Below are 16,607 nucleotides of genomic sequence, written 5' to 3' on the forward strand. Positions count from 1 at the left end.
TCGTTAGCTGCTCATCTGGTCTTCCATACTATACTTCGGCAAGATAATCGTGAACGTCGAGCCATGGCCGACGCTCGAATCGACTCGAATCGAGCCGCCGTGCCCTTCAGCAATCTCTTTACAGATGGCGAGGCCGAGGCCCGTGCCGCCGATTTTACGGCTGGCCGAATTGTCGACGCGATAAAACTTGTCGAACAGTTTCGGCAATGCCGCCATCGGAATCCCGATGCCTGTGTCTTGAATGGAAATCTCAATGACGTCTGATTTATCATTTGTAACGCAGACGGCCACTTTCCCGCCATCCGGCGAGTACTTGATCGCATTGTGGAGCAAGTTCGTGAACAGCTGACTGAGCCGATCCCGGTCACCATATACATAGAGATTTGTGTCACATTCGAGGGCGAGCTGATGATGTTCGCTCGCGCCTTGGTGGACGGCAATCGTCTCTTTCAAGATGTCATGCAGGCTCTCCGGTTGGCTATGGTACGTCTGTTTGCCGGACTCCATCCGTTGCACGTCCAATAAGTTTGAAATCAAGTCCTCGAGACGCAATGTCTCTTGGTGGATCATTCCTAAGTATTGGTCGGTGCGTTCGGCAGGCATCGTTCGATAACGCAACAGCTCGGTGAAGCCGATGATGCTCGTGAGCGGTGTACGCAATTCGTGCGACACGGTCGAGACGAGCTCTGTCTTCAACCGATCGACCTCGGTCTCTTGTGTCACGTCCCGGAAGACGAGCATCGTACCGTGCCGGGTACCACGCAAGTGAATCTTTTCCGCGTACATCTGGATGAAACGGGCTTCTTGATTCATCGAGAACGTCACGCTCTCTTCCATGCTCTCGCCATCAAACGCGCGACGCATAAATGAGAAGAACGAATCTTTTTGATCGACTTGAAGACCGAGTTCTTCTAGATCGGCGTCCAAGCGATACAAGTCCATCTCGTTTCGTTTCGTGGCGGCTTGATTGAACATGATGAAGAGGGCCTGGTTAGCGAATTTTTCATGCGTCGTATGCTCCACATAAATGACCGCATCACGAATCGAGTGAAGGAGCCGCGCCGTCTTCTCGCGTTCTTCCTCGACTTGATTGCGTTGCGTCGCGAGCGAAGAGGCCATTTGACGGAAGGAGTTCGTCAATTGTCCAACCTCATTTCGTGACGACACAGCCGCCGGGATCGGGATGATCCGTTCGTCCGCCAAACGTTCACTGTTGATGATCAACTCATGAAGTTGACCGGTCAGTCGTTGGACGTAAGGACGGGCGGCGATGAAGAGGACGAGCAAGACCGCTAAGAGAGAGAGGAGCCATAACACTTGGGCCCACTTCGTATGTGTGGCCAGTTGTTCCCGTAGCAGATTCTCTTCTTCATTCAATGAGTTGCGATACTCCGTGAATACGGTCTCCATATCGACGATGCTCGCGCTCATGTCAGCGGCACTTTTCGAATTGATCTTGAATTTGCGATCGGCAGGTGGTTCCGCTTGTGGATTCACTTTACCGAGCGTCGGCATTTTCAAGAACGGTTCAGTGACCGTCCCTTCGCGTTTGGCGATGACATATCGCTCTAGGCTCGGCATGACGCGTTGTTGATAGGCCGAGAATAGCGTCCGCGCGTCGCTGGCATACGTCTTCTCTTTTTCCGTGACCGCGTTCGTCTCGAACCATGCGGTCTGAATCTCAATCAAGTCTTGTTTTTCTTTCACGCGAGCGAGCATCGCCTCGTCGCCGAGGATGACATAGCCACGCATTTCATATTGCATCGACTGCCACGTTTCGAATAGTTCGGTCGCGTTCGTGCGACGTTCACTAATGTTCTCGAGCGATGATGTCGTCTGTTCGATTCGGTTTTCCGTATACATGTACACGGCGAGTGAGGTCAGGAGGATCAGTCCGATGAATAAATAGAAGACGAATAAAAACTGTCTTCCGATCCGCTGGTCAATCCATGCTTTCATAAAGACCGGTCCTTCCCGGAACTGCGTACATTCCTGATGTGACAAATATCCTGCGAGTGTCGTTCTTTCATTGTACAGATTTAAACCAGTTGTTTCCACCAATCAAGAAATAAGCGGAAATCTAACTATTGTCTATTGAATAATAGTGAACGATAAGCTATTGTTTAATATATAGTAGAGGAGGCGAGGGAATGAATCCTCAATTTAAGAAAGGCGTGCTCAACTTGTGCGTGCTCGCACTTGTCGAGACGCATGATCGTTACGGTTATGAGCTCGTGCAAGCCATTTCGGCAAAAGTCGCCATCTCAGAAGGTGCCGTCTACCCGCTCCTAAGGCGGCTCACGTCAGACGGGTACTTCACGACGTATTTAAAAGAATCGGCAGAAGGACCACCGCGAAAGTACTACGCCATCACGGAGCAGGGGAAAGCTCATTTGGCGGAACTACGCGCGGAATGGGAGACGTTCACGACCGGCGTCAACGAATTGATCGAAGGGGGAACGGACAAATGACAGAAGAACAGTATTTATTGGAACTCGAACGTTTGTTGATGGGGATGAGCGTCATCGATCGGGTTGATATTTTACGGGATGTGTCGGAGTACTTTGCGAGCGGACGACTCGACGGGAAAAGTGATGCGGCAATGGTCGAGGAGCTCGGGACGCCAAGCGCACTCGCGAGCGAGTTGCTCGGCACGGTCGAGCCACTCACTGCAGAGCGAAAGGAACCGGCTATTGTGAAAAGTCCGAACGTTGCGTTCCGCAACGTCTCGATCAATGTCCTGCAAGCACACGTCAAAGTCGTCCCATCTGATGACGGCTTTGCCTACGCGACGCTCGAGACGGAACGGGACCACGGGGTGACGATGGATATCGTTGGAGACACGCTCGAAATCCGAATTGAGTCAGAACGTCGTTTCGGTCTGTCGAACCTATTCTCCTGGATCGTCACGAAAGCACCGGTGTTACACGTCGAGCTGCCGCGCCATGCGTATGAGAAGGTCATGATCAAAAACCGTCTCGGCTCGTGCGATATGAGCAATGTTGACGCCACGTCGGTCGACGTCGAGAGTGAGAATGGGAGCATCACGGCCCACACAGTTCGCGCCGAGCGTGCCTCATTCCGCTCCTCGAACGGAAAAGTCAGTTTGACGTCGATAACAGGACAGATCCTTGACGCGCAATCATCGAACGGGAGTGTGGAAGTGGGCGCCTCGAACGTGGACCGCCTCGAAATCCAATCGTCGAACGGTCGCCTCGATATTAACGACGTGACAGGAGCGATTGAGGGGAAAACCTCGAACGGCCGCATCGACTGTGTGATTGATGTGATCGAGCATCCAATCCGTCTGAAGACGAACAATGGCCGCATCGATATGCGTCTGAAGCAAGATCCGCGTGATGCCGTCATTCGGGCCAAGACGAGAAACGGCAAAGTCGAGCTGTTCGGGGATCGGGCGAACGAGCGGACGTTCGGGGACGGAGCGGTTGAAGTCAAACTGACGAGCTCAAACGGGAGTATCACGGTCGAATAAACTGAACACAAAAAGACTCGCTACGTGAATGGCTTCATCACGCGGCGAGTCTTTTTCCTTATAAGTCATGGACGAGCAAATAGGCGACACGGACAGGTCCGTGGACGCCGACAATCAAATTCATCTCGATATCGGCCGAGTTCGACGGGCCGGAGATGAAGTTGACACCGTTCGGCGAGGCGAGGTCACCGGTCCGGTCAAGTTCGGCTAATTTTTTGGCTGCCTGTGTCATCCGCGGCACGAGCACCGATTTCGGGATGATGGCAATATGGTCGCGCGGCAATAAGCTGATTGTGCGTGACTTCCCTGGAGCCGCGTACTGGACAATCGTCGCACTCTCGGCGAGGGCCTGGTCGGCAATCGTGATACCGATATCGGCCTTCACGGCGAGGGCACGGCTGTCTTCTGGCCGCTCCGCATCCCACCAGTCGAACGATTCGCTCGTCTGGGGCGCCCATGCCTGGATTCGGTCGTCACGTTCGGCGATGATGCTCTGCCCATCATACCGTTCAATCAAGAGACGGAGTGTATCATCGAGGTTAGCCGACTCGCATTCGACGACGTCAGTATGGATGCGTGTCGCGACCATCCGGAACGTCTCGAGCAGTTCCTCGTCAGAGGCGTCTTTCAGCACCTCGTCTTGCGGGCGGTGCTTATACACGCGTTTCGGCGGCGTCAAGTCGACGTCACGTCCGAGCTGTCCGGCGATTCGTTTTAGAAAGTCTTCGCGATTGGTGATCGTGCCTGGATTCATTCTGCATTCCCCCGTTTCTTGAACCAATCCCGTACCGTCTGCTTGGCGGGTTGCGGCAAGTCTTTCGAATCCGTCCAGGCCGGCAAGCCTTTCTCGATTTGTCCCGCTTTCGTGAATGGGGACGATGCGAACGGCGCGATGTGTTCGGCCGCTTCGAACAAGAACGGGCTCGACGACGTGACCGCAAAGCCTTTCATGGCGATGCGCTCGACGAACGGTGACTGTTTTTTCTCTTCGACGATGACACGGCGATGTTCGATCAATAGCTCGTGGAGCGGAATCTTGACCGGGCAGGCTTCCGTACAGGCACCGCATAGACTCGAGGCATACGGCAACTCTTTATAATTCTCGTAGCCGTCGAGGAGTGGAGCGAGCACGGCGCCGATCGGACCCGGATAAATCGAGCCGTAGGCATGACCACCGATGTGGCGGTACACGGGACAGACGTTGATACAGGCCGCACAACGGATGCATTGGAGCACAGATTGGAACTGTGTGCCGAGGATGCCGGAACGTTTGTTGTCGACGATGACGAGATGGAACTCCTCTGGTCCATCGACTTCGCCGTGGCCGCGCGTGCCAGCGAACGTCGTGATGTACGAGGTGAGTCGTTGACCGACGGCGCTCCGGCACAACATATTGACGAGCACCTCGAACTCCTCGTACGACGGGACGATCCGTTCCATCCCCATGACGGAAATGACCGTGTCCGGAAGCGACGTCACCATGCGGCCGTTCCCTTCGTTCGTGACGAGCCCGACGGCACCGCTCTCGGCGATGGCGAAGTTACAGCCGGTGATGCCGACCTCCGCTTTCAAAAAGTCTTTCCGCAACTCACGGCGTGCATAGCGCCCGAGCTCGGTCGGGTCGTTCGATCCTTCGTAGCCGTGGGCCGTGAACGTCTCATGGACGGCGTTCCGATCTTTATGGAGGGCCGGGGCGACGATATGCGACGGCGGGTCATTATCGAGTTGAAGGATCCATTCCCCGAGGTCGGACTCGACGACCATGCATCCTTCCTCATGGAGCGCCTCGTTCAGTCCGATTTCTTCTGTCACCATCGACTTCGATTTGACGACATGTTTGGCATTCTTGGCGCGTACAACTTCCCGGATATACCGGTTCGCTTCTTCCGGCGTCTCGGCGAAGAAGACGTTGCCACCTCGTTTTGAGATGTTCTCGCTCAATTGATACAAGTAATAGTCAAGATGTTCGAGCACGTGTTGGCGAATCTCTTCCGAATGGTCCCGGAACGCTTCCCAATCCCCGAGTTCACCAGCCGCGTTCAGTCGTCCGTCACGCAGTCGGTTTTGCGCCGAACTGACAGCCTGGCGCATGAACGGATTATCGATCCCGTCCTTCCGTCGATCCTGAAACTTCTCATCTAGCCGAATCCCCATACTCATGCTTGTTTCACCCCTTCGTTCAACACTTCCGCGATATGCATCACTTTGATCGGATGACCTTGTTTATGCAAACGTCCCCCGATGTTCATCAGACATGAAGCGTCAGCCCCAATCAACACTTCGGCTCCCGAGTTCAAGATCGACTCGACTTTCTCATCGACCATCTGCACCGAGACGTCTGGCATTTTGACGGAGAATGTCCCCCCGAAGCCACAACAGTTGTGGACATTGTCGAGCGGAAGCATCGTCAATCCGTCGACATTTTTAAGTAGCTGGCCCGGTGCCGCCTCGATTCCGAGGAGCCGCGTCATATGACAAGACGCATGATACGTTGCCTTGGCTGGGAATTTGGCCCCGACGTCCGTCACTTCGAGCACGTCAACGATGAACTGCGTCAACTCGAACGTCTTCGCCGCATGAGCCTCAGCCCGCGCCTTCCAAGCGGGATCGTCTTTAAATAAATGTGGATAGTCGCGCATCATCATGACACAAGACCCAGACGGACCGACGATATACTCAGCATCCGCCTTCTCGAACGTCTCAATCATATGTTTCGCAATCTTTTTCGTCTCTTCATGGTAGCCACTGTTGTAAGCGGGCTGCCCGCAACACGTTTGTTCAAATGGGAAACTGACGTCACAACCTAGATGTTCTAATAGTTCGACCGTCGCTTGTCCTACCGATGGGAACAACGTATCGGAGAGACAAGTGACGAACAGCGCCACGTTAGGCATGTCCATTCCTTCTTTCCTGTTCTTAGTCAAAATCGAAAACGGTTTCACAGTTATTATTCCATAACAAACGAGTTCAAAACAGAAAAATGGAACGATTCTCACAAAAAAATGTCAAATCCTGTCTAATTGAGAACTAAATGATAATGAATCAATATTCAGAAGATGACTGCTATAAAACACCATTACCCTGCCCGATAACAGAAAAACCCTCATCGGTCGACGAGGGCTCGAATCTAACTTATAAGAAAAACATTTCCAGGATGAATAGCGCGCCGAACAAGTAGATGAGCGGGTGAACTGTTTCTTTGTTCATCGCTTTAAAAATCGGATACAGGATGAAACCGAAGGCGATCCCGCGTTCGATACTGCCTGAGAGCGGCATGATGAGAATCGTCATGAATGCCGGGAAGTATTCGCTGAAGTCTGTCCAGTCGATGTAACGGACGTTCGTCAACATGAGCGCACCGACGATGATGAGGGCCGGTGCCGTGATGGCGGCAACGCCAGAGATGGCACCGATGAGCGGGCTGAAGAACAATGTCAGTCCGAACATGGCGGCCACGACCGCTGTCGTAAGACCGGTCCGTCCGCCTTGGGCGACACCGGCGGCCGACTCGATATAAGCCGTCGACGGGCTCGTCCCGACGAGCGAACCGCCCATCGTCGCGAGCGAATCGGCGAACAAGGCGCGGTGCCCGTTTTCGATTGTCCCATCCTCTTTCAACAGATTGGCCTGTTTTCCGACTCCGACGAGTGTTCCGGTCGTATCGAACAACGTGACGAGGAAGAACGACAAGACGGCACCGAACAAACCGTATTGGATGACGTCCGAGAACGCCGTGAGCGGATTGACCATAAGTCCTTCCGGCAATGTCGGCATCGCCGTCACGCCTTCAATCTTCAAGAGACCCATGAAGGTGGCCGCGATGCCTGTGAGCACCATCCCGATGAGGAGCGAGCCCGGCACGTTCCGTGAGAACAAGAGGGCCGAGACGATCAAACCGCCGAGGACGAGCAGGACGCTTGGCGACGACAAGTCCCCGAGGCGAACGAGGTTTGCTTCATCGGCGACGATGAGTCCTGACAACTTCAATCCGAGCGAGGCGATGAATAAACCAATACCGGTCGTGATGGCGTGCTTGAGCGAGGCCGGGATGGCTTGAATCAGTTTCGTCCGAATCGGTGACAGCGACAAAATCAAGAAGAAGACCGATGAGACGAAGACGACGCCGAGCGCAGCGGACGGCGTAATCTGTTGCTGGGCGACGAGCGTATACGCGAAGAACGCGTTCAGTCCCATCCCTGGGGCGACGGCAATCGGAAGGTTGGCGTAGAATGCCATGAGCCCGGTACCGATCAAGATGGCGATGATGGTCGCCGTGAATGCCTGGGCGAACGGGATGCCGGCATCTGACAGAATCGCCGGGTTGACGACAGAGATGTAAGCCATCGTCACGAACGTTGTGATGCCTGCCATCACTTCTTGTTTAACGTTCGTTCCATGTTGTTTTAATTGAAATAAGTTCATGAGTAGGACTCCCTATAATTAGTAATTTCCGAACAATAATGTCCGACAATCGTCGAACTAACGTTATCAACTTGATGACTATACAAAATGAGCTGGCTGTCGTCAATGATTTTGAGTGAAAAAACTTTAAATATCCTCATGTAAGCGCTGAATGTTCGGAAATAGGCGAAATAAAAATAGTACTTGCTCTGAAACGCGTTTCAGACTGTACGGTTAAGTCAAAGGAGGGAAAGCTCATGAATCCGACAACGTGGAAAACATGGTGTAGTGGGATCGTCTACGAACTCGTCATCAATCAGTTGTATACGCCGCTCGGAAGAATGTTGTGCGCCCGTTTTCAAGACGAGTTTCTTCATCTACCCGTCGAAGAACGGTTCCGCCTCGTCCAAGCCATCCGAAAGCAAGTGATTGCGAAAGGTGACAGTCAGGAGTCAGACTGGGTACACTATATGCAAAGACTGACAGATTGAGGTGAAGCGGAATGGCGAACATCCGAGATATCGCGAAATATGCGGACGTCTCCGTGACGACGGTGTCGCGCGTGCTCAATGAGCATCCGTACGTGTCGAAAGAGAAGCGTGAGCGGGTGCAACGGGCAATGGCCGAACTTGGCTATTTACGGAATCAGCAGGCGCTGACGTTATCGACCGGTCGCACGCAGCGTTTCGTCGTCGTGTTGCCGTATTTGGATCATCCGTATTATGGACTGTTCGTCAACGGGCTCGCGAAAGCTGCCCTCCAAAGAGATTATCGACTCGTCATGTGGCAGACAGAGTATCAACTCGACCAGGAACGGCAAGCGCTTGATCTATTGAAGCACCGTGAAGTCGATGGGGCGATCCTGTTATCCCATACGATGTCATTCGATGAGATGGAAACGTATCGACAATTTGGTCCAATCTCGGTCGCGACCGTCGGGGCGCCGCAGACGATTTCTTCGGTCCACGTCGATCATTACACCGCGTTCGTCGCCGGTTTGCGCGTGTTGGCGCAAGCGGGATATACTGAAATCGGCATCGTGTTGTCAAGAGAAGACAGTCCAAGCTCGATCGCGCGTCAGCAGGCGTACTTCGATGAAGTCGAACTTGCGCGTGAGCGATGGGTTTGGACCGGTTACTTGACGAGCGAGGACGGGATCGGACTGGCCGATGCGTTTCTGCGTCAACAAGAGCGTCCTCGAGCGCTCTTTTTCTCGTCGGATTATGTGGCGCTCGGTTTTTTAGGAGAATTACGCCGCCGTGGTGTAAGCATCCCGGACGAAGTCGCCATCCTTGGCTTCGATGGTCATCCAATCGGTCAGGCGTTCGGCCTGTCGACGATGCATTCGCCAAATGAAGACATCGGACGGACGTTGTTCGATGTGACGTTTGCGGAGATGAACGGTGCGGCTTCGGTCGCAAACAGTTTAACGGTCACGTATTTGCCGGGGACGACCCTTTAAGCAACTTTCTCGCTCGGTTTTTCTGAAACGATTAGAATGGAGACAGAAGTCGAGAGGAGGATGACGAATGAAGATTAACGTGACAGAAGAAGCACTCCAATTTTTTAAAGATGAGATGGAAGTTGAGGCAGGCCAGACGGTGCGCCTATTCGCCAAATATGGGGGTTCGACCGACTTGACGCACGGCTTCTCAGTGGGCGTCATCACAGAAGACATCGACAACGCTGTAGTCGAAACGGAAGCGGATGGGATTCGCTTCGTCGTGGCTGAACAGGATGAGTGGTTATTCCAAGGACAAGACGTCAACGTCGAGATTCGTGGCGACGAGGTCGTGTTCGTTCAAGCGTGACATCACAGTTTGTTAACAGAAATGCGACATCCGTTTGAAGCCATCCAGCTCGGGGAACAGTCTACGACATGACAAAACCGAAAGGATGAGACAGATGTCAGAACAAGATAAAAAGCGTGAACAAGAAGAACAAGAGAAGTTGAAACGAGACCAACCGGATATTTCGCATGAAGAAGATTCAAAAGGGGATCATTCGGACCTTGAAGAGACGGACGAAGACGAACAAGCGTAAAGAGCCCCTGGTGGCTCTTTTTGTTTGGGAATTGAAAGAATGAGGATAGACGGTATAATGGATAAGGGAAAACTATCATAGTGAGGAGAATGCATCATGAGTACAGTACTAGTCTTTGGACATAAAAATCCAGACACGGATACGATTTGCTCGGCGCTCGCTTACGCGGAGCTGAAGAAAAAGTTAGGCATGGACGCTGAGGCGGTCCGTCTCGGTGAAGTGAACGGAGAGACGCAATATGCGCTCGACCACTTCCGCGTCAAGGCACCACGCCTTGTGGAGCGCGTGTCAGACGAAGCGAACTCGGTCATCCTGGTCGACCATAATGAGTTCCAGCAAAGCGCGGAAGACATCGCAGACGTGCGCATCCTCGAAGTCGTTGACCATCACCGCATCGCCAACTTCCAAACAGCGGATGCCCTCTACTATCGGGCCGAGCCGGTCGGATGCACGGCGACGATTTTGCTCAAACTCTATAAAGAGCACGGTGTCGAAATCGCGCCTGACATGGCAGGATTGATGCTATCGGCGATCATCTCGGACTCGCTCTTGTTCAAGTCACCGACATGCACGGACGAGGATATCAAAGCGGCAAAAGAACTCGCAGCCATTTCAGGCACAGACATCGAGACATACGGTCTAGAGATGTTGAAAGCTGGAGCTGACCTTAGCCAAAAGACGATTCCAGAACTCATCTCGCTCGACGCGAAAGAGTTTGCGATGGGCGACTACCGCATTGAGATCGCTCAAGTGAACACGGTCGACGCGAACGACGTGTTGAGCCGTAAAGCTGAAGTCGAAGCGGCAATGGCCGTGAAGATGTTAGACAAAGAACTCGATTTGTTTGTCTTCGCCATCACGAACATTTTGACGAACGATTCGGAAGCACTCGTTGTCGGTAAGAAGACGGATCTATTCGAGCAGGCGTTCAACGTCAAGTTGGTCGATGGTCTTGCGACACTCCCTGGTGTTGTCTCACGTAAAAAGCAAATCGTACCGGTGCTCACAGCAGCGGCGACGAACTAAGAAACGAGAAAGGCTCGAAGCAGATCAATCTGCTCCGAGCCTTTTTTTGCGGTCAAGATGCTTGCTTTTGTCGTCCATACGTTCCAATGCGCCATAATTTCTCGAATGGGCCGTATCGATGCGATTTGAGCCACCACATCGAGAAGAACGCTTGGGCAATCAAAATCGCGATACTTAAGAACAATCCTTCCGTCAACGACAGGCGACCGTAGTAGCCGAGGGCGATAACGGGCAGAACGACGACGAGGGTATGCGTCAAATAGTTCGTCAGCGCCATACGGCCGAGCGCCTGCAACGGACGGAATGCGCGCCCGTTGCGGACGGCAATCGTGAACAGACAGACGTACGCCGTCGCGAGCAGTTTGCCGGAGACGAGGACGGCGGCAGAATTTGTCGCCGAATATTCGGCACCGTCACCGTAATGGTGCCAAAGGATGACTGCAAAGAACGGAAGGGCCGCTACTACACAGATGATGGCCGTCCGCGTCAATCCTCGGATGCTCCACGTGAGGAGTTTCCGTTCCCGTCCGATATAAAGTCCGAACAAGAACAGGCTTAGAATTTCAACCCCGACAAAAAAGGAGTTTTGGAACATGTCAAAAATCTCTTCGTCTAAGCGATAGTCGAACCATGGGCCGAATCCAGAATTAAAGATTGCCGGGAAAGGATCACCACTAAACCTAAATCCGAGCGACAATTCTAAGTACATGGATGAGACATAGAAGAGTAAAAAGCTCCCAATCAACAAACTCCATGCCCATGTCAAAATCGCCCGGTTGCTTAATCCATAAAACAGTGGGAGCAACAAGCCCCACATCGCGTACGTATGTAAGATGTCACCCGACCAAATGGCCAGGTGAACGAGTCCGAATAGAAACAAAATCGCGATACGGCGGATATAACGGGCGACCGAATCCCCGCGCGCATACGAGCGCTCGAGAAAAATCGAGAAGCCGATTCCGAACAGGAGCGAGAAAATCGTGTAAAACTTCGTCTGGACGAACAAATCGAACAGCGTCCGAACGAGTAAATCGCTCCCCGCATAGTCGGCGCGACCGGAAATCCAGTCGCTTCCGAGCATTGTGGGGATGTTGACGAGAAAGATGCCGCATAGGGCAAACCCTCGAATGATGTCATATAGAACGATACGTTCGTTTACTTGAATCGGGCCAGTCATACGCCACTTCCTCTACACGGATTAGAATACTTTTGTCGTCCACGATTCGCAGTTCCAGACGTCGGTGACGATGTCTTGATAAAACTCTGGTTCGTGACTGATGAGTAGGATACTGCCTTTATATTCTTTCAACGCACGTTTCAACTCTTCCTTCGCGTCGACATCCAAGTGGTTCGTCGGCTCATCGAGGAGGAGCAAGTTCGATTCGTTGTTTTGGAGCTTACAGAGACGGACCTTCGCTTTCTCTCCACCACTGAGGACCGCGATTTTACTCTCGATATGCTTCGTCATGAGACCGCATTTCGCGAGCATGGCGCGGACTTGTTGCTGGTTGAGGGACGGGAATTCGCTCCAAATCTCTTCGATACACGTGTTGTTGCTGACAGCCGCTTCTTGTTCGAAGTACCCGATCTCCAAGAACTCACCGCGTTCGACGGTTCCTTCAAGCGGGTTGATCATGCCAAGAAGACTCTTCAACAGCGTCGTCTTCCCGATCCCGTTCGCACCGACGAGGGCGATTTTCTGACCGCGCTCCATTTGGAGGTCGAGCGGGCGTGAGAGCGGCTCGTCATAACCGATGACGAGATTTTTGGCGTCAAAGATGAGACGGCCTGACGTGCGTGCCTGCAAGAACCGGAACTCTGGTTTCGGACGTTCCGCACTCAGTTCGATGACATCCATCTTATCGAGCTTCTTCTGACGCGACATCGCCATGTTCCGTGTCGAGACGCGTGCCTTGTTGCGGGCGACGAAGTCTTTCAAGTCGGCAATTTCAGCCTGCTGGCGTTTATAAGCCGATTCAAGCTGCGAGCGTTTCATCTCATACACTTCCATGAACTTGTCATAGTCGCCGACATAGCGTGACAAGTCTTGATTCTCCATATGGTAGACCAAGTTGATGACGCTGTTTAAGAACGGGATATCGTGCGAAATCAAGATGAAGGCGTTGTCGTAGTTTTGGAGATAACGCTTCAACCATTCGATGTGGGCCTCGTCCAAATAGTTGGTCGGCTCATCGAGGAGGAGGATGTCCGGCTTCTCGAGAAGCAGTTTCGCGAGCAATACCTTCGTCCGCTGACCACCTGAGAGGTCCGTGACGTCACGGTCGAGTCCGACATCTAAAATACCGAGACCGCGTGCGACTTCTTCGACTTTCGCATCGATGATATAGAAGTCGTTCGAATCGAGCATTTCCTGCAGTTCGCCGACCTCGGCGAGCATGTCGTCCATCTGTTCAGGCGTCGCATCGCCCATTTCCATATAGAGCTCACCGATTCGTGTTTCGGTGTCAATCAAGTATTGGAACGCGCTCTTCAACACGTCCCGAATCGTCATCCCACGCTCGAGGACAGCGTGCTGGTCGAGGTAACCGACACGGACGTTTTTCGCCCATTCGATTTTGCCTTCGTCCGGTTGGAGTTTGCGCGTGATGATGTTCATGAACGTTGATTTTCCTTCACCGTTCGCTCCGATGAGGCCGATGTGTTCGCCTTTCAATAGACGGAAAGACACGTCGTTCAAAATGGCGCGGTCACCGAAACCGTGGCTCAAGTTTTGTACTGTTAATATACTCATATTTCTTATTCGTTCCCTTCAAAGTTGACTATCCGATATTGTAGCATGGATTCAAAAAAATTAGTACGCCAGCCCGACTGATTGGCGGACGAAGTGTTGTTCTTCAACGGCGTTCAGCATGAACTGGGCGACATCGGCCCGTGAAATCTGTTTTCCGTTGTCTGGAATGGTGTCGATAGACGTTCGATACACCGAGGTCCGGGGACCGTCCGTCAGTTGCATCGGCCGCACGATTGTGTAATCGAACGACGAGTTGCGCCACAAATCGACCGCGGCCCGGTGATCACGGAGCGGCTTCCGAAGCATGAACGTTACGACCGTACCAGCGATGCCCGGAATCTCTTTGTCGATTCCAGCCGAGGCGAGGTAGACGACCCGAGTGACGTCATTTGCTTTCAGCGCCGGGACGAGTGCGTCGGTGACGCGGGCCAGGAAGTCTGGATCGCTCAAGTCGGTTCCGAGACAGCTGATGACGGCGTCATGACCAGCGAGGGCGTCTGTCAAAGCGGCGCTGTCTGTGACGTCGCCTTCGATGATTTCAAGTTGCGGAGTCGGAATCAATTTTTTTTGTTCCCGCACGAAGGCGGTCACATGGTGGCCATGCTCGATGGCTTGGTCGACAAACTGATGACCGGTCCGGCCGGTGGCACCTAAAACGAATAGCTTCATAATGGATGTGGCTCCTCTCGTTTTTCCAGTATCTTTAGTATACAGGAGTTTCAGAAAAATCGAACTTTTAGCCGTCTTTTCAGAAACGGGTTGCAATTTCTACAATATCGTCTAGAATAAGTCCTATCTTATATAAATAAAAGATTCGCACTCGTATATCAGCGGGAATATGGCCCGCAAGTCTCTACCGAACCACCGTAAATGGTTCGACTACGGGTGACGCTTGTCGTGTGCATTCGTTTTGTTTCCATGCGGTTCGTCGTCCCCGGGTTGGGGTGACGAATCGCATTTTTTTATTGGAGGGAAAACAATGAAGCAGTTAGAAGACAAAATCAGAGATGAAGGACAAGCGTTGTCCGAACACGTGTTGAAAGTCGATGCCTTCTTGAACCATCAAGTCGATCCTGTCTTGATGCAGGCGATCGGACGCGAGTTCGCGGACCGGTTCCGTGACGCTGGAATCGACCGTATCGTCACATTGGAATCGAGCGGGATCGCTCCGGCCATGATGACGGCGCTCGAGATGAACATTCCGTTCGTCTTCGCCCGTAAACGCAAATCACTCACACTTCAAGATGACCTCGTCGAAGCGGATGTCTACTCGTTCACGAAACAAGAGACGAACCGAATCAGTTTGAGCCGTCGCTTCGTCCAACCTGGGGAGCGCGTGCTCGTCATCGACGATTTTCTCGCCAACGGGGAAGCGGCACTCGGTTTGACGCAACTCGTCGAATCGGCCGGGGCGGTCGTCGCCGGTGTCGGGATCGTCATCGAGAAGTCGTTCCAGCCAGGACGGGGCAAGTTGCTCGAGCGAGGTTATCAGGTCGAGTCACTCGCTCGGATTGCCAAGCTTGAAGCAGGTGAGATTTCCTTCATGGAGGTAGTCCGATGAACACGTTCAAGACAGCCAGTCTCGGATTCCAACATTTACTCGCCATGTACACGGGCGCGGCGATCGTCCCGCTCATCGTCGGCGGAGCCATCGGGCTCGGTCCGACAGAACTCGCTTACCTCGTCGCAATCGATTTGTTCATGTGCGGTGTCGCGACACTGTTGCAAGTATGGACGACCCGTTTCACCGGTGTCGGCCTCCCGGTCGTACTCGGTTGTACGTTCACCGCGGTCGGTCCGATGATTGCCATCGGTAGCTCGAGCGGCATCACCGCCATCTATGGGGCACTCATCGCGAGCGGGATCATCGTTATTTTGATTTCAGGTTTCGTCGGGAAACTGGCCCGTTTCTTCCCGCCGGTCGTGCTCGGCTCGGTCGTGACGATTATCGGTCTCTCGCTCATCCCAGTCGCTGTCAATGACATCGGCGGCGGGATGCCGGGTGAGCCCGGCTTCGCTTCGATGCAAAACTTGGCGCTCGGTGGCTTGACCATCGGTTTGATTCTCGTCTTGAACCGAATCGGTACCGTGTTCACACGGGCGGCCGCGGTCTTGTTCGCGGTCTTGATCGGCACAGGTGTCGCCGCGTTCCTCGGTCTCGTCGACTTCAGCCCGGTCCGTGAGGCCGGCTGGTTCCAAATGGTACAACCGTTCTACTTCGGGATGCCGACGTTTGACGTCTCAGCCATCCTCGTCATGACGCTCGTGGCTATCATCTCGATGATCGAATCGACGGGTGTCTTCTTGGCATTGAGCGATATTACGAAAAAGCCGATTGGCTCGAACGAGTTGACAAAAGGGTATCGGGCCGAAGGTGTGGCGACGATTCTCGGTGGGATTTTCAACAGCTTCCCATACACGACGTTCAGTCAAAACGTCGGTCTCGTCCAATTGTCAGGCGTCAAATCGCGCCGCGTCATCTTCTGGACGAGTGGACTATTGATTTTGCTCGGCTTCTTGCCGAAAGTCGCGACGTTCACGACATTGATTCCGAAACCGGTGCTCGGTGGGGCGATGCTTGTCATGTTCGGAACGGTCGCCGCGTCAGGGATTCGAATCTTGAGCCAAGTCGATTTTGCGAAAAATGAGAACTTGATTACAATCGCCTTGTCGATCGGGGTCGGTCTCGGTATCACGGCCAATCCGGCCATCGTCGCGAACATGCCTGAGGCGGTTCAGTTGTTCACGGACAGCGCCATCGTCGCCGGATCGTTCACCGCCTTGTTATTGAACGGGTTCTTCCGACTCGTCGACCGGTTCCGTCCGGCCGAGGTCGTTGCCGATAACCGGCAAGTCAGCTAGACTGAAAGGAACTACGTAACTAGGGGGAAC

General features: G+C 53.2%; 17 protein-coding genes and 1 riboswitch. Of the genes, 9 read left to right on the top strand and 8 right to left on the bottom strand.

The window, feature by feature from the left end; translation table 11 throughout:
• Positions 1-3 precede the first annotated feature (3 nt).
• A complete protein-coding gene (locus tag AC13H5_RS01310; RefSeq protein WP_215190534.1) occupies positions 4-1,959 on the bottom strand; it encodes a HAMP domain-containing sensor histidine kinase in 1,956 nt (651 codons plus the stop codon).
• A gap of 191 nt (positions 1,960-2,150) precedes the next feature.
• Between AC13H5_RS01310 and AC13H5_RS01315 the strand changes: the two genes are divergently transcribed.
• Positions 2,151-2,471, top strand: a complete 321-nt coding sequence (locus tag AC13H5_RS01315) for a PadR family transcriptional regulator (RefSeq protein ID WP_034780699.1) — start codon at positions 2,151-2,153, stop codon at positions 2,469-2,471.
• Positions 2,468-3,493, top strand: a complete 1,026-nt coding sequence (locus tag AC13H5_RS01320) for a DUF4097 family beta strand repeat-containing protein (protein WP_034780701.1) — start codon at positions 2,468-2,470, stop codon at positions 3,491-3,493. The genes AC13H5_RS01315 and AC13H5_RS01320 overlap by 4 nt, the downstream gene beginning before the upstream one ends.
• 58 nt (positions 3,494-3,551) lie before the next feature.
• On the opposite strand, the gene AC13H5_RS01325 is transcribed toward AC13H5_RS01320, so the two are convergent.
• The 4 genes from AC13H5_RS01325 to AC13H5_RS01340 form a co-directional block, all read right to left on the bottom strand.
• Complete coding sequence (locus tag AC13H5_RS01325) at positions 3,552-4,247, bottom strand: LutC/YkgG family protein (RefSeq protein WP_138860096.1); 696 nt, start codon at positions 4,245-4,247, stop codon at positions 3,552-3,554.
• Positions 4,244-5,647 carry a LutB/LldF family L-lactate oxidation iron-sulfur protein gene (locus tag AC13H5_RS01330; RefSeq protein ID WP_483546540.1) on the bottom strand — a complete coding sequence of 468 codons (1,404 nt, stop codon included), beginning with the start codon at positions 5,645-5,647 and terminating at the stop codon, positions 4,244-4,246. The genes AC13H5_RS01325 and AC13H5_RS01330 overlap by 4 nt, the downstream gene beginning before the upstream one ends.
• Before the next feature lie 2 nt (positions 5,648-5,649).
• On the bottom strand, positions 5,650-6,387 hold the full coding sequence (locus AC13H5_RS01335; protein ID WP_214754910.1) for a (Fe-S)-binding protein: 738 nt from the start codon (positions 6,385-6,387) through the stop codon (positions 5,650-5,652).
• A 238-nt stretch (positions 6,388-6,625) separates the two neighbouring features.
• Positions 6,626-7,915 carry an NCS2 family permease gene (locus AC13H5_RS01340; RefSeq protein WP_214710179.1) on the bottom strand — a complete coding sequence of 430 codons (1,290 nt, stop codon included), beginning with the start codon at positions 7,913-7,915 and terminating at the stop codon, positions 6,626-6,628.
• Positions 7,916-8,151: 236 nt separating this feature from the next.
• On the opposite strand from AC13H5_RS01340, the gene AC13H5_RS01345 reads away from it, so the two are divergent.
• From AC13H5_RS01345 to AC13H5_RS01365, 5 genes are all read left to right on the top strand, one after another.
• Positions 8,152-8,385: a hypothetical protein gene (locus AC13H5_RS01345; RefSeq protein WP_034780710.1), complete on the top strand. Its 234-nt coding sequence runs from the start codon at positions 8,152-8,154 to the stop codon at positions 8,383-8,385.
• An 11-nt stretch (positions 8,386-8,396) separates the two neighbouring features.
• Positions 8,397-9,356: a LacI family DNA-binding transcriptional regulator gene (locus tag AC13H5_RS01350; RefSeq protein WP_483546173.1), complete on the top strand. Its 960-nt coding sequence runs from the start codon at positions 8,397-8,399 to the stop codon at positions 9,354-9,356.
• Positions 9,357-9,423: 67 nt separating this feature from the next.
• Positions 9,424-9,705: a HesB/YadR/YfhF family protein gene (locus AC13H5_RS01355; protein ID WP_034780715.1), complete on the top strand. Its 282-nt coding sequence runs from the start codon at positions 9,424-9,426 to the stop codon at positions 9,703-9,705.
• A gap of 94 nt (positions 9,706-9,799) precedes the next feature.
• Positions 9,800-9,937, top strand: coding sequence for a hypothetical protein (locus AC13H5_RS01360; RefSeq protein ID WP_021068076.1), 138 nt, complete (start codon positions 9,800-9,802; stop codon positions 9,935-9,937).
• A 96-nt stretch (positions 9,938-10,033) separates the two neighbouring features.
• Positions 10,034-10,963 carry a manganese-dependent inorganic pyrophosphatase gene (locus tag AC13H5_RS01365; protein ID WP_034780718.1) on the top strand — a complete coding sequence of 310 codons (930 nt, stop codon included), beginning with the start codon at positions 10,034-10,036 and terminating at the stop codon, positions 10,961-10,963.
• Positions 10,964-11,015: 52 nt separating this feature from the next.
• On the opposite strand, the gene AC13H5_RS01370 is transcribed toward AC13H5_RS01365, so the two are convergent.
• From AC13H5_RS01370 to AC13H5_RS01380, 3 genes are read right to left on the bottom strand one after another with little or no spacing between them, the layout of a single operon-like run.
• Entirely contained in the window at positions 11,016-12,140 is a 1,125-nt protein-coding gene (locus AC13H5_RS01370; protein WP_215190536.1) for a DUF418 domain-containing protein, read from the bottom strand.
• A 21-nt stretch (positions 12,141-12,161) separates the two neighbouring features.
• Complete coding sequence (locus AC13H5_RS01375) at positions 12,162-13,715, bottom strand: ABC-F family ATP-binding cassette domain-containing protein (RefSeq protein WP_021068083.1); 1,554 nt, start codon at positions 13,713-13,715, stop codon at positions 12,162-12,164.
• Positions 13,716-13,775: 60 nt separating this feature from the next.
• A complete protein-coding gene (locus tag AC13H5_RS01380; protein WP_483546174.1) occupies positions 13,776-14,384 on the bottom strand; it encodes an NAD(P)-dependent oxidoreductase in 609 nt (202 codons plus the stop codon).
• Between the two features lie 131 nt (positions 14,385-14,515).
• A riboswitch (purine riboswitch) is annotated at positions 14,516-14,617 on the top strand.
• A gap of 77 nt (positions 14,618-14,694) precedes the next feature.
• On the opposite strand from AC13H5_RS01380, the gene AC13H5_RS01385 reads away from it, so the two are divergent.
• A complete protein-coding gene (locus tag AC13H5_RS01385) occupies positions 14,695-15,276 on the top strand; it encodes a xanthine phosphoribosyltransferase (protein ID WP_483546175.1) in 582 nt (193 codons plus the stop codon).
• The gene (locus AC13H5_RS01390) at positions 15,273-16,577 is read left to right on the top strand and encodes a nucleobase:cation symporter-2 family protein (protein ID WP_029596283.1); all 1,305 of its coding nucleotides are present in this window, start codon (positions 15,273-15,275) and stop codon (positions 16,575-16,577) included. Before AC13H5_RS01385 ends, AC13H5_RS01390 begins: the two co-directional genes overlap by 4 nt.
• The last annotated feature ends 30 nt before the right edge of the window (positions 16,578-16,607 follow it).

Source organism: Exiguobacterium sp. FD-YE-25-4, from assembly GCF_057004685.1.

What these genes read in the sequence shown, in the direction of transcription:
- AC13H5_RS01335 (WP_214754910.1), bottom strand. Translation starts at nt 6,387, where the DNA reads ATGCCTAACGTGGCGCTGTTCGTCACTTGTCTCTCCGATACGTTGTTC.
- AC13H5_RS01355 (WP_034780715.1), top strand. Translation starts at nt 9,424, where the DNA reads ATGAAGATTAACGTGACAGAAGAAGCACTCCAATTTTTTAAAGATGAG.
- AC13H5_RS01375 (WP_021068083.1), bottom strand. Translation starts at nt 13,715, where the DNA reads ATGAGTATATTAACAGTACAAAACTTGAGCCACGGTTTCGGTGACCGC.
- AC13H5_RS01360 (WP_021068076.1), top strand. Translation starts at nt 9,800, where the DNA reads ATGTCAGAACAAGATAAAAAGCGTGAACAAGAAGAACAAGAGAAGTTG.
- AC13H5_RS01365 (WP_034780718.1), top strand. Translation starts at nt 10,034, where the DNA reads ATGAGTACAGTACTAGTCTTTGGACATAAAAATCCAGACACGGATACG.
- AC13H5_RS01380 (WP_483546174.1), bottom strand. Translation starts at nt 14,384, where the DNA reads ATGAAGCTATTCGTTTTAGGTGCCACCGGCCGGACCGGTCATCAGTTT.
- AC13H5_RS01340 (WP_214710179.1), bottom strand. Translation starts at nt 7,915, where the DNA reads ATGAACTTATTTCAATTAAAACAACATGGAACGAACGTTAAACAAGAA.
- AC13H5_RS01320 (WP_034780701.1), top strand. Translation starts at nt 2,468, where the DNA reads ATGACAGAAGAACAGTATTTATTGGAACTCGAACGTTTGTTGATGGGG.
- AC13H5_RS01350 (WP_483546173.1), top strand. Translation starts at nt 8,397, where the DNA reads ATGGCGAACATCCGAGATATCGCGAAATATGCGGACGTCTCCGTGACG.
- AC13H5_RS01310 (WP_215190534.1), bottom strand. Translation starts at nt 1,959, where the DNA reads ATGAAAGCATGGATTGACCAGCGGATCGGAAGACAGTTTTTATTCGTC.
- AC13H5_RS01330 (WP_483546540.1), bottom strand. Translation starts at nt 5,647, where the DNA reads ATGGGGATTCGGCTAGATGAGAAGTTTCAGGATCGACGGAAGGACGGG.
- AC13H5_RS01345 (WP_034780710.1), top strand. Translation starts at nt 8,152, where the DNA reads ATGAATCCGACAACGTGGAAAACATGGTGTAGTGGGATCGTCTACGAA.
- AC13H5_RS01370 (WP_215190536.1), bottom strand. Translation starts at nt 12,140, where the DNA reads ATGACTGGCCCGATTCAAGTAAACGAACGTATCGTTCTATATGACATC.
- AC13H5_RS01325 (WP_138860096.1), bottom strand. Translation starts at nt 4,247, where the DNA reads ATGAATCCAGGCACGATCACCAATCGCGAAGACTTTCTAAAACGAATC.
- AC13H5_RS01390 (WP_029596283.1), top strand. Translation starts at nt 15,273, where the DNA reads ATGAACACGTTCAAGACAGCCAGTCTCGGATTCCAACATTTACTCGCC.
- AC13H5_RS01385 (WP_483546175.1), top strand. Translation starts at nt 14,695, where the DNA reads ATGAAGCAGTTAGAAGACAAAATCAGAGATGAAGGACAAGCGTTGTCC.
- AC13H5_RS01315 (WP_034780699.1), top strand. Translation starts at nt 2,151, where the DNA reads ATGAATCCTCAATTTAAGAAAGGCGTGCTCAACTTGTGCGTGCTCGCA.